The following is a 12675-nucleotide window of genomic DNA, read 5'->3' as shown; positions in this document are numbered from 1 at the left end:
CATAAAAGCGTTTCTAAAAGGCTTCAGGTGAATATTCACGCTTTGGTGATGTATTCGTATCTGACATCTGCTCGTGTGATTTTCGGTACTTCTCCCCACATTCCTATGTATTCCCCCTGGATCACGAGTGCACCTTTAATTCCTGGAACCCCTTTTACTGCTTTAAAGGAAGACTCTACTGATTCCTTTCCTATCCCCACCTCGTTCCCGAGTGCAGTTGCAGCCGCATCCGCCAGGGAAATGTCATCCGAAAATACTGCAGCTGCATCCGCCATCCCAAAGCTGATTGAAGGTCCCACTGTCCCTGCCGAGGTACAGATACCTGTAATCGAGTCACGGGGCTCGAAAATTAATCCCAGGTTTTTAATCGGAGACTGCCCTGCATAGATCCCGACTACAACTGGCCGGTCGTTGATAAGTGCAATATCTCCACCATTATCGACAATAGCATATTTTGCTCCGGCTTTTACCATAGCTTCCACGGCAAGGGCAGAAATTGTGCCCGCAACCGCACTCATGGGCCCGATCTCCATAGTGTTTCCGGCTTTTACCATCCTCCGGACTGCTTCAGGGGCGTTTTTTGGACATTCGTAGGGTTCCAGGGTGAGCTGAAAATAAGGGTCAGAGAGGATGTAATTTTCAAGAGCTGCCCTGTGAACTCTGATGGCGTCTTTTGCGGCTTTGATGTGGACAGGGTCGTCAGCTGCAATCGTAACAATGGTTTCCCTTAGCTGGAAATACTCTTTGATGGCGGGCTTTACATGTCTTTTTTCAAGTCCTTTTTCTGGCTCATTCGCAGGCTCTTTTGCGGATTCTTTTGTGGGATCTGGCATGTTGCTCTGTAAGGAAGTTATGGCTTAAAAAATAAGTGTTTTTTTGGGTCTGATTTTTTTGGGTCTGGTTTTTTGGTTGTCTCCTGCGACATGGTTGATTTTTTGGAATTCAAGCCCCTGCACAGCTACTGAGTTCGTTTATAGTTTCGGTACGCGGGTGGGTTCAAGTGGAGAGCGGCGAGTGAAAAGAAAGAACGTGAGATCTCATTTGAGGTCATTTTTGTCCTGGGCAGGCAGTAAAGTAAAAAGAAAAAAGTAATAAATCAAAGTTGAACGGTCAGTTAGGTTTGCAAATTATTTGAAACAAAATGAGCCTGTAAGCGCATTTTGTTGGGTGCAAATACAGCCGTTTTCCGGGTTTATGTGGCTATTAATCCGGAGGCTCATGGTAATGTCTCCTGTGAGGACAGAACCAGAACGTCTCCACTTTTCACGTCTGTTTCGAACCCGTCCAGATACCCTATGTCCCTTCCGTTCAGCATTATCCTTATTTTAGGGGTCTCGCTTTCGTCGCCGATGGTAACAGCATAGAAATCATGCCCGTAATTGTAGGCCAGAGCAAAAAGGACAGTGTGTACGGTATCCCCTTTCCCTATCTTAACTGAGATTTCCTGCTGCCCCGTAATCTCCTGCACGGATTCAAGAAACTTTACCAGAATTATCATTGTTGTGCTCTTCCTTTTTCGATAAAATGTAGGGAACTTTCCTGACAAGAATTTCCTAATTTTCCGATTTTCTAATATGGAATTTTTTTGAACCTGAAATTCTGATCTGTATCCTCTTAAAATTTGGATCTTATCCTCTTAAAATTTGGATCTTATAGAATTATGCAGGGGCTCATAAATAAGAGTACTCAAGCTTTCATGATGAACTCGAACATCGGAAAACTCGAACATCGGAAAACTCGAACATCGGAAAACTCGAACATCGGAAAAGAATTAAGTCTCAATTCATTAAGGAAAACCCTGCAAGTTTCGAACCCGACTACAATAAAAGAATACCTGAATTATTTTGAAAACAGTTACCTCATGTTCACGATTCCCATGTATTCGGAATCGCTGAATAAACAAATATACTCAAACAAAAAAGTCTATTTTATAGATACAGGGCTTGCTCAAAACATATCATTCAGGTTCTCTGAAGACAGAGAAAAGATGCTTGAAAACCTTGTGTTCATACCTGAGAGGGAACCGAAGTAAAAGAAGCAATACAGGCAACAAAAAGCCTGGATAACCCAAAAACAAAGAACAGAGAAATAGAGGGTCTTCTCGAAGCACTGAAGGCATATGATCTTGAAGAGGGTCTTATCCTCAAAGAAAACACCAAAGACGAATTCGATATAGAGGGAAAAAAAATAATTGTCATACCAATCTGGAAATGGCTTCTGGAAGATGCCGTACAATGATCCCGGATTTGAAGTTATGAACAACCAAAAAAGCAGGTAAAAGGCCCTAGACTATTGATAATATTTGAATAAAATACATTCCTGAAACAAGTATACGAGAAAAGGAAGTGAGAAAAGGAGGTGGCAGATTTAAGAATTACGCCGCCTGACTTTTGATCCTTTTAACTGATTTGTTCTAATTCGGTTCAGAAATGCAGTTTCTTCATCCTTTCTACAGCTTCTTTTATCCTCTCGACCGGCTTGGTGAGGGCGAACCTGATGTAACCTTCGCCAGCGTCTCCGAAACCAACTCCGGGGGTTGCAACGATTCCGGCTTCTTCGAGGAGGAGTTTTGCAAAATTGATTGAGGTAAAGCCTTTTGGGACAGGAGCCCAGATATAGAAGGTAGCTTTTGGTGGTTTTACTTCAAGGCCCATGGCTTTGAGCCCTTCGATAAGAGCGTTGCGTCTTTCTTCGTAGACCAGGTTGGTATCATCAACGCAGGTCTGGGAAGAGGAAAGAGCTGCAATGCCTGCTATCTGGATCGCATCAAAAACGCCAGAGTCCACATTAGACTTAACCTTCCCGAGCCCCTTTATGAGAGCTTTGTTTCCGACTGCAAACCCGAGCCTCCAGCCGGTCATGTTATAGGTCTTGGAGTGAGAGTAAAGTTCTATTCCTATGTCCATTGCCCCTTTTGCTGCAAGGAAAGAAGGAGCCTCATACCCGTCATAGATCATCTGACAGTATGCATTGTCGTGCACTGCAACGATATCGTTTTTCTTGCAGAACTCAACGACCTTTTCAAAGAACGCCATGTCAGCAGTTGCCGAGGTGGGATTGTTCGGGTAGTTGAAGAAGAAGAGCTTTGCCTTTTTCAGGACATCTGCTGGAATCGAGTCCAGGTCAGGCAGGAAGTTGTTTTCAGCCTTTAGAGGCAGTGGATACGGCTCTCCGCCCGCAAAAAGAGTACCTATCTTATAAACTGGATACCCTGGCTCGGTATAGAGCACGACATCGCCTGGATTGACAAAGGCGAGTGGAATATGTGCAACCGCTTCCTTTGACCCAATGAGGGAAATTACCTCGGTTGAAGGGTCAAGCTCAATTCCCTTATATTTCTTACACCATTCAGCCGCAGCTTTCCGAAACTCCGGCATCCCCGCATAAGAAGGGTACTGGTGTGTCTTTGGGTCAAGAACAGCCTCGCGCAAAGCTTCCACAATGTGGGGGTGGGTCGGCAGATCAGGGTCTCCTACCCCGAGATCGATCACGTCCACTCCCTTTGCAATCATTTCGTCCTTAGCTTCATCGATCGCTGCAAAAAGATATGGTGGTAATGCGTTTATGCGGTCAGAATACATTGGAAAAGTCACCTGATTATGATTATGAGTGTGTAGGTCTGCATAGTTACGGTGTTGGGAATATTAAAAGGTATGGGATGGATATGATATTTCTTTATAATAAATTTATACTGTACGATTGCAGGTGTAGTTTACCTGTTAGCACCGGATGACAAAAGTAAAGCAGGATTTGATAAATACATGTGAACTACCCCTAAGCTAAAGACTTAGCGGCTTCTCACTTCATAGAAGACCATCGGCATCTCCATGAGCGTTAATTCGGGCTATACCATCCCTACTGAGTTCTGTCCATTCATCCGTTTAGGTTTAACATGACATCAGTTTCGGCTTTACATGAATATGAACTTGGTACAGTGGATTTATTCAAAACCTATCGAGCCAGATGGTAAACTCTTGGAAAAAGGTTGCTTGATTTTCACATACCTTAATCTAATATAATATTAGACGATGGTACATATGAAGGCAACGCATATCAAAAATAATGTTGAGGAAGTTGACGCTTATATCCCATGAAATTAAGATTTCATGGGTTTCACGCTTCTTCCTTTAAAAACTCTTTCAGGCTGGCCAGTGGGTAATGTTCTTTCCGGGTTGCAGACCCCCGGCTGACTTTTTGAGCTCTTTTCTCCAGGTCGCTCGTGACCATAACCCTATTTTTCTAGTGGTGTACTTAATCTCTTCAGAAAGGAAACCAGAAAAAGAACCTCTCAATCTTCAATTGAATCCAGATCCTTGAGTGAAAACATCAGAACCCTTCTCTCTGGCAAACTTCTTACCCTCTTATGAAAAAGTTTATATGAAGAAGCGTAAAACCCCTGAGTCTTTAGCTCAGGGGATATAAGCGTCAACTTCAACCCTGATTCCGTATGTAGTATTCTGCCGCCTCTTTACTAACATTTCCGATAGTAGACGCAAAATAACCATCACTCCATAACGTATTCTCACCCCAATAATACTTTTTCATATATTCTTTTTGAGTTTTCCATAACCTGTTAGTATATTCTTGTTTCAATTTTCTGACAATTGACAAAACGCTAACTTTCGGCTCACTCTTGATCAAGAAATGAATATGGTCTTTGTCAGTTTCCATTTCAAGGATTTCAAAGTTAGACTCTTTTGAAATGTCAATCCTAATCTGTTTGAGTTCTTCGCTAATTGGTTCAAGTATGACTTTTCGGTATTTGCAAACAAAAATAACATGATACATTAACAAAAATTTGCTATGATTCCGTGTTTCATACTTCGTATTTACCAAAATGTACATGTGTTGTTAAAGCATATAATGCCTTTGTATGATGCAAACGTTCAAATTTAGACTCTATCCTACAACTACACAAGCTATTCAATTGAATCAGCATATAGGTAGCTGTAGATTTGTCTATAATTGGGCACTTGACCAGAAAATTAAAACTTATGAGCAGACAGGGGAATCAATTTCCAGATTTGACTTAAACAAATTAATTCCTACTCTAAAGGCTTCTAATGAGTGGTTAGGAGAAGTTAACTCTCAATCATTACAGGGGATGACTAAGCAGGTTGAATCCGCTTTCACTAGATTCTTTAGAGAGAAAACAGGGTTTCCAAAGTTCAAATCAAAAAAGAATCCGATACAGTCTTTCCCTGTACCTCAACACTACACTGTAAACTTTGAAAATAATACTATCAAGCTTCCTAAAATAGAACCAATTAAAGCAGTTCTTCACAGGAAGTTTGAAGGAGAGCCTAAAACGGCTACGGTATCAAGGACATGTAAAGGACATTACTATATCAGTATCCTTGTTGAAGATGGAAAAGAACTTCCAGTAAAGGAAACTTTCACAGAATCAACAACAGTAGGAATTGATGTAGGTATCAAAGACTTTGCTGTCCTTTCAACAGGAGAAAAGGTTGAGAATCCAAAGTACTTGAAAAACTCTCTTAAAAGGCTCAAAGTATTACAGAAAAGAGTCTCAAGGAAACAGAAAGGCTCTAAGAACAGGGCAAAAGCTAAACGAAGACTTGCTGTACTGCATGACAAAATAACAAATCAGAGAAATGACTTCCAGAACAAACTCTCTTTTAGACTTGTTAGCGAAAACCAAGCTGTAGCTCTGGAAACTCTAAATGTTAAAGGCATGGTTAAGAATCATCACTTAGCACAGGCTATAAGTGATTCTGCGTGGAGTAGTTTTGTAACAAAGTTGGAATATAAGGCTCAATGGTTTGGAAAAACCGTCCTGAGAATAGGACAATTTGAACCCTCTTCTAAGCTATGTAGTGTGTGTGGATACCACAATAAAGAGCTTCAGCTAAAAGACAGAGAATGGATTTGTCCAGACTGTAAAACCAAACACCATAGAGACATTAATGCCGCTATCAATATCAAAAAATTCGCTCTCATAGATCAGAATCTAATTGGATTATGACACCGTAGGGACTACGGGGATGAGCTTGGGGACTTGCCCTCAATAGAGGGAGGAATGAACCAAGAAGCCACTCAGTCTTTAGCTGAGTGGTAGTTCACTATTCCTAAGTAAACCGCTTTAAGCAGTATGATTATTTTTTTTTCCTGCATATTACAGTTTCAAGTATCAGGTTTCAAGCACATCAACAGCCAGGTCGGCATTAATAATATAATCAAAGTTGATAACTTCGTCCCATTTTTGCTGTGTAAACATCGACTGGAAACAAACTCCTATAATTTTTCGTTTTTCCGACCCTTCAAGGACTTTGCTTGCAATTTCTCCAGCTTTTTCAGGGCTGACGCCGATCTTTGGCATTGCAAGCCCGCCAAGCAGGACAGCGACGTCAGCATGAGCATCTACAGGTTCTCCAAGCTGCATTCCCTCAGGAGCCATGGAGATCGACCTGGCTTTTTCAAAGTCCAGATTGGGAATAAAAATAAGTTTTCTGTCCCTGACCACAAAACCCAGAAGTTCGGCAAAAGGGGTGCAGAAACCAGGAGTCCCAACAAAAGTAATTTTTTCTGCTCCTTCGACAAGGCTCCTGAAACTGTTCAGGATTCCCCCTATTCCCTGAGATGTGTTTATTATTGGCATGAAAATCTTCTCCTAAATCTTCTTCTTATTGATCTTTTACTAAAAGCCTGCTTTTTGAACACTTTCTTTGCGGCATTATCTATTTCTATAATAAGATAGGGGACATTCCTTTAAATAAGTTAAGTTGAGAATCGGATGCATCTCAAGAAAAAAACAAAAAAGAGAAAAAACAAAAAAGAGAAAAAAGAGAAAAAGGGCAAATGCCCTTTCAAACGCGCTTGATTCCGAAGGATTCAAGCAGGATTTCGGGATAAAGCCCGCCGCTTGAAATGGTCTTTGTGCTCTTTAGGTCGTTTACGGTTACCCTTGCAGGTGCAAACATGCCTGCGTCAACCTTGAAAAAGTCAAAGTTTGCTGCCTTGAAGGTCTGGTAGAAGGGCTTTCCGAAATCCCCGGAGGTTGTTGAGGGGACTTTCTTTACAAAGTCTTCGAGTTCGGCCACTTCGCCTTCGAAGCGGACTGTATAGTTAGTCTCACCGCAGTAGATCACACAGTCATTGGTTGAGCCCATGCACTGGACATCGTTTCCGACAATAGGGGCAATAGGGGCAATTCCGTACCCGCTCTTGATGCAGTTGATATCAAAGCCTATGGATTCAAACTTGTGAATTCCGGTTTCTACAACACGGGCTGATATCTGGACAGAGCCTGCAATGGAAGCCGTAGGGGCAACGGCGATAGTGACGTTTTCCGGGTCTACGCTGCAGTGTTTTGCAATGTATTCGACTACTTTCTCATCAGGGAGTTTGTCTGATTCCAGGACAAGGATCGCAGCTTCGAAATCATCCTCGTACTCAATTTCTTCATAGAGTTCTTTGGGTTTTAAGCCGAGTGCACGTGCAGGGCCTGAACCCATTCCGAAGTAATCTCCTACGGAGATTCTCCAGCCTGCGTACTGGGAAGCCATGCAGGCAATTACCGGGTTGTCAGTTGCCACCTGGATGGCAGGCCATTTGATGCCGTTAAGATCAAAGGTGCTGTATTTAAGGTCAGCAAGGTCAGCAAGGCAGAGTCTTGCCAGGTACATACCGGCTTCATATCCACCTTCGGCTTTAACTCCACAGTCAATGATTGTGGCTCCGTTTTCGAGCTTGATTATTTCCGTTTTCAGGTCTTCACTCCAATCGAGCATCTCTTCGATGACGTATGATCCCATTTCGTTGACACTTATCAAAATATCACCTTTACTTATCGGTCAGAGAATTGTTTATCGAAATTGTTTATCGAAATTATTTATCGAAATTATTTATTGAAATTGTTTATCGAAATTGTTTACAGGTCAGGATTTGACTGAAAACCATATTATTGATCAGATGGCTGGAGACCAATCGAGTCAATTTACCCGGCTTGAAGTTTGTCCTGCCAGATGTAATCCGTATAAGGAAGAATCCAATATATAGATACTGTTATAATATTTTAATTAAATAATACTAATTTACTTAGGTAATACAATTAATCAGATTATAAATATTCGGTCGTTTTTTCTGACTGCCTTATCTACAGCAAGACCAACTTCATCCCCTTTTCCAGCCGTTTGCAGAAGCATGCCTTTTTTTATAAGAGAGCGAACCTGCTGCTTAAGATAGGTAGTGTTTCCTTCAATCAGGATATCATCTCCTATTGCAAGCCCTTCTTCAAGCAATCTTATTGCTGCAGCTTGCTGTTTGGGGTAATAATTCTCCACAACCCCTACGGCCCTTCGTTTCTTTTCCGAGGCGTTCATGCCCTTTTCAGGAGAGAAACTTTCCATACCCGGAACTCCGAAATAAAATCCAGTAGAAAAGCCCCTGTTATACACCGAAGCCAGTTCGGACTGCCATGCCTCTACTTTTTCAAGGGTATAGCTCCCTTCTTTACAGGCATCAATTGCTTCTCTGTAGCATCGGGAGACCACTTCCAGATATCTCGGGTCACGCAGCCTGCCCTCTACCTTAAATGCATCTATCCCAGCTTCAATAAGTTCCGGCACATGCCCAATCATGCATAAATCTTTTGCACTGAGAAGGTATTTTCCCCTGCTTTCCACAACAAGCCCATTTTCCCCGTGAAGCTCCCATTCCCAGCGGCAGGGCTGTGTGCATTCCCCGCAGTTTCCGGATTTTCCCAGGACATATGCCGAAAGGTGGCACCTTCCTGAAACTGCCATACACATCGCCCCGTGAACAAAAGCTTCGATTTCTACCTCAGTCTGCTGTTTGATTTGCCGGATCTCATTTAAGGAAAGTTCTCTTGAAAAAACGATACGTTCCGCTCCAAGGCTCCTGTAAAACTCTGCAGTTTCGTGGTTCGTAACGTTTGCCTGGGTGGAGATATGGATCCTGAGCCCGGCATTACGTGCTTTAAGGATAACAGCCGGGTCCCAGGCGATAACTGCATCTACTCCGGCTTTTACAGCTGCAGCTACTACTGCTTCTACGTCATCAAGCCTGGTTTCATTTACGGTCGAGTTTACAGCCAGATAAGCCTTTAATCCCCGTGCTCTGATCTCAGAAACAAAATCCTCCAGAGTTTCAAGAGTGATCTCTTTTGCCTTAGCCCTCAAGCTGAGCCTGTCCGTTGAAAAATAAACGGCATCAGCATACCTGAAACATGCCTCCAGTCCGGCAAGGTTTCTGACGCCAAGGATAAGTTCCGGTTCTGAACTGTTATGCATGAGAGATGGAAATGACTCAACTTTCATTTAAGAATATCCTTGCTGTTTTCATCAGTCTCACAAATAATAACAAGAAATGCAAACTTTTTTCATTCAGGAATAAGGGAATAAGGTTAACAGAAAACTATATATAAAAGTACTTCAGTCTTCAAAATGGGGATTAATGTAAATTTAAGGGAAAAGAATTTAACGTATTGATAAAAAAATAACTTTATACTGTAGAGATATCTATCATGGGGGTACATAATATGGAATACGAATTAGAAGACATAGAACTCAAAGAAGTAAAACTCGAAGAAGTAGAAAGAGATTACATAGAATTTAGAAGGGAAATGGGAGAAGAGTAATAGAAAACTAATAATAAAAGTGAATTAAAACATGAATGATAGTGCATATCAAAACTCAATCAATATTTTTTAAAATTCAATCAATATTTTTTACTATTTTTTATTTTTAACGAAAAAATTATTTTTTAACTATCTAATTGCTTTTTAATTGATCTATCCAATTAAAAGGATTTTTTCAGGTTTAGTTTAAAACCTGAGTATTTTCTTGAATATTTTTATTCTATAAAACCTGAAAATCAAGAGCTTTGCTTTTTTAGCTAATATATAAAAATATATAGAGAGGTTATTATTTTAATGTTAGTTTATAGGAAGGTCGAACAGGCTCCTAACGTATATATATATTCTCACTTTTATTTGTATGTTAATATTTTTATTTATATATTTTTATTTTTATTTATATGTTACTATTTTTATTTATATACTAATACCCATATTTATATATTAATACATATATTTATATATTGTGTATATTCTGTTATCTATATTTTGAAATGGTTGTGTAGAAACAATGAAGCTTTAATTTAACTACATTTCTCTTCTGGTGGACTTAAAATAGTTAACATTATAATTAAAGAAATTACATCAAGGAATAATAATGGCTTTAGATTTTTATGAATAAAGTAATATTTAATAATTACTATATATTTAAGTTCGATTTTTATGCTAAAAAGAAAACTTGAAACAGTTAACTAATTCAATTAGCTTAAATTAATTTATAAAATAAACTTCCGGGTCTGTTAAAATAAGTGTAGGGAAATATATATGAACAAAAAAATAATTGCATTTGACTTCTTAAGAGCCCTGGCTATAGTTATGATTATTCCAGCTCACCTTAGTAATTATTTATTTTCTATATATGGAAAGTTAGCACTCTATGCCTTTGATCCTTACTTTGCAAACATGGGTTTGGGTCTTTTTATATTTATGAGCGGATATCTGTTATATTACAATAACCACTCGATAAAATCACTTCAAAACGTATTTGATTTCTATAGAAAAAGACTTCTGAGAATCTATCCCCTTTACTGGGCTGCACTCGCCACATTTGTACTGGTATTTTACGTATTTGCCCCTCGGTTAAATTCGGGCTTTGTTTTTCCCGATTCGGAGAATGTGTTTGGTTTATCCAATGTACTTGTACATGTCCTGGGGCTGCAAATCCTGCTTGCTCCGACTTATGCTTCTCCTATGCTAACGTTATATTTTGTGGGTTTAATTATTTGTTTCTATGCCATTTATCCCCTTCTGATTATGTTTTCAAAGTCTACAAAACTTCTTTTGCTTTCTTCTTTCATTATATATCTCGGATTATTTTCAATCTCAAAAACGTTCAATATTATTGACCACCGTTTTTTCATGTTTTTCCTTATATTCGTTTTTGGAATCCTTACTTGCAAGGAAAGCCAGTTTGGAAAAGCCGTAAAGTTATCCGTAAAATCCCCCCTTACCCATATCCTGCTGGCGGTTCTTCCGGTCATTTTCGTATTGACAATCGTTACGGGATTGAGGGAGTCTATGTTTCTGGACCCAAGGGTTTCCGTAACCATTGATACCGGCAGCGGCACAATAGGTTCCTCCATGATAAGATCTATGCTGGACAGTATGGCAGGTTTACTGAGTATTAACCCTCCTTTATTACAGTTCTTCATTGACACGCTTCTTCTTAATATTTTTACAATTTTGTTCTGTGTTTTTGAGTATTCGTTTGCGATGAAGTTTATCAATGACAAACTCTCACGCTCTTTAAGCTCAGTTTTTACATACATCGCTACATCTTCGTATTGCGTTTATTTATTCCACAGACCGTTTTTTACCCTGTGGAACTCGGGAACAAACTTTATAAATTCTCCAATTTTACGCGATGTTATTATGGTGTTTATATCTATTCCCCTGTTATTTTTTGTTTCATACCATGTTCAAACAATGGAACAAAACTTGAAGAGCAGTATCTCCCACAGAAAATTCCCTGGAAAAAACCTGTCTTTCACAGGATTTTTTACAGGTTTTAATAAATGAGAAATGAGAATGAGAAATGAGAACGAGAATTCAGAAGCTTGTCGGCATTGAGGATGGGAAAAGACAGGGTAATAAAAGAAGAGGATAACAAGGAACAGAATTCATAAGATGAAAGGATTTCATTTGTGTGATGAAAACACTTATAATTGGACAAGCATGATATATTTATAAAGGTGAGTAATTTGTTATCCACATTACCAATAGACCTTAAGAACGTAGCAGAAGAAGATATAGATAAAGAAATCCTCAGAGCAGGAATTATTGCCGAGCTGGATACCGTAAACCTTTACGAACAGATGGCAACCCTAACAAAAAATAATGACATAAAAACAATTCTCCTGGACATTGCAAAAGAAGAAAAAACGCATATAGGAGAGTTTCAGACCCTCCTCCTAAGGTTTGACCCCCAGCAAAAAGAAGAACTGGAAGCCGGAGCTGAAGAGGTAGAAGAAGAGTTATCCAAATAAATTAAATTGGTTTTTGGCTTTCCAGAAAGCTTCTGGAAAATCCAACTTTTAAATGTTTTAGTAATCTGACCTTTTTTACATCCGGTACTTCAGGGTTCAGCAAAATAAATCATTTTTAGATTCGGACAATACATATCAAGCTCAAACTGGATTTTCTCTATAAGTTTCCTGCAGCAAGTTCCTGTAACTCCGTAATTTTACTCCAGTATTCCTATAAGGACCTCTAGCTCAATTCCGTCATGGATGATTTTTTTTTCGCAGGCCATGTGAGATATTCCTGACAAGCTCTTCTTCATTTAAAGAATCCTGTATATTTTCAACCACATATCTGCAAACCTGCCTCTCCCTTTCAAAATACAGATGTTTCAGAGCAGACAACCTTCGGACAATCTTATATTAAGGGGGTACACTTACTCAGAAAATTTTAAATATTATAAAAATAAATAAGAATTAACAAGTTATATAATAACTTGGAAAAACAAAAAAACGGAAAAACAAAAAAACGGAAAAACGGAAAAACGGAAAAACGGAAAAACGGAAAAACGGAAAAACGGAAAAATGGAAAAATGGAAA

At 39.5% G+C, this 12675-nt stretch carries 11 protein-coding genes; 4 read left to right on the top strand and 7 right to left on the bottom strand.

Going from position 1 to position 12675, the window contains the following annotated elements:
* Window positions 1-35 precede the first annotated feature (35 nt).
* Entirely contained in the window at window positions 36-833 is a 798-nt protein-coding gene (locus tag MSWH1_RS10585) for a UPF0280 family protein (protein ID WP_048128358.1), read from the bottom strand.
* A 383-nt stretch (window positions 834-1216) separates the two neighbouring features.
* A complete protein-coding gene (locus MSWH1_RS10580; RefSeq protein ID WP_048128356.1) occupies window positions 1217-1498 on the bottom strand; it encodes a MoaD family protein in 282 nt (93 codons plus the stop codon).
* Window positions 1499-1660: 162 nt separating this feature from the next.
* Between MSWH1_RS10580 and MSWH1_RS10575 the strand changes: the two genes are divergently transcribed.
* The gene (locus MSWH1_RS10575; RefSeq protein WP_156148151.1) at window positions 1661-2032 is read left to right on the top strand and encodes a DUF4143 domain-containing protein; all 372 of its coding nucleotides are present in this window, start codon (window positions 1661-1663) and stop codon (window positions 2030-2032) included.
* Between the two features lie 391 nt (window positions 2033-2423).
* Here the strand turns inward: MSWH1_RS10575 and MSWH1_RS10570 are convergent, their stop codons facing one another.
* Together MSWH1_RS10570 and tnpA are read right to left on the bottom strand one after the other, a co-directional pair.
* Window positions 2424-3581 (bottom strand): LL-diaminopimelate aminotransferase, encoded by a 1158-nt coding sequence (locus tag MSWH1_RS10570; protein ID WP_048128347.1) that lies wholly within the window; start codon window positions 3579-3581, stop codon window positions 2424-2426.
* An 850-nt stretch (window positions 3582-4431) separates the two neighbouring features.
* Entirely contained in the window at window positions 4432-4845 is a 414-nt protein-coding gene (tnpA, locus tag MSWH1_RS10565) for an IS200/IS605 family transposase (RefSeq protein WP_048128346.1), read from the bottom strand.
* 28 nt (window positions 4846-4873) lie between these two features.
* On the opposite strand from tnpA, the gene tnpB reads away from it, so the two are divergent.
* Window positions 4874-5986, top strand: a complete 1113-nt coding sequence (gene tnpB, locus MSWH1_RS10560) for an IS200/IS605 family element RNA-guided endonuclease TnpB (RefSeq protein ID WP_048128344.1) — start codon at window positions 4874-4876, stop codon at window positions 5984-5986.
* Between the two features lie 165 nt (window positions 5987-6151).
* On the opposite strand, the gene MSWH1_RS10555 is transcribed toward tnpB, so the two are convergent.
* The 3 genes from MSWH1_RS10555 to MSWH1_RS10545 form a co-directional block, all read right to left on the bottom strand.
* Window positions 6152-6619 carry a DUF2124 family protein gene (locus MSWH1_RS10555; protein ID WP_048128342.1) on the bottom strand — a complete coding sequence of 156 codons (468 nt, stop codon included), beginning with the start codon at window positions 6617-6619 and terminating at the stop codon, window positions 6152-6154.
* Between the two features lie 208 nt (window positions 6620-6827).
* Window positions 6828-7793, bottom strand: coding sequence for a methenyltetrahydromethanopterin cyclohydrolase (mch, locus tag MSWH1_RS10550; protein ID WP_048128340.1), 966 nt, complete (start codon window positions 7791-7793; stop codon window positions 6828-6830).
* A 282-nt stretch (window positions 7794-8075) separates the two neighbouring features.
* Window positions 8076-9272 (bottom strand): peptidase U32 family protein, encoded by a 1197-nt coding sequence (locus MSWH1_RS10545; protein ID WP_048130410.1) that lies wholly within the window; start codon window positions 9270-9272, stop codon window positions 8076-8078.
* A 1109-nt stretch (window positions 9273-10381) separates the two neighbouring features.
* Between MSWH1_RS10545 and MSWH1_RS18305 the strand changes: the two genes are divergently transcribed.
* Together MSWH1_RS18305 and MSWH1_RS10535 are read left to right on the top strand one after the other, a co-directional pair.
* Entirely contained in the window at window positions 10382-11635 is a 1254-nt protein-coding gene (locus MSWH1_RS18305) for an acyltransferase (RefSeq protein WP_082088105.1), read from the top strand.
* A 182-nt stretch (window positions 11636-11817) separates the two neighbouring features.
* On the top strand, window positions 11818-12102 hold the full coding sequence (locus MSWH1_RS10535) for a ferritin family protein (RefSeq protein WP_048128337.1): 285 nt from the start codon (window positions 11818-11820) through the stop codon (window positions 12100-12102).
* Window positions 12103-12675: the final 573 nt, after the last annotated feature.

Origin of the sequence: Methanosarcina sp. WH1, assembly GCF_000970005.1 — an archaeon.
In the GTDB taxonomy this organism is placed as follows: domain Archaea; phylum Halobacteriota; class Methanosarcinia; order Methanosarcinales; family Methanosarcinaceae; genus Methanosarcina.
The sequence above is the reverse complement of the archived record's forward strand: the minus strand, read 5'-3'. Positions and strand labels throughout refer to the sequence as shown.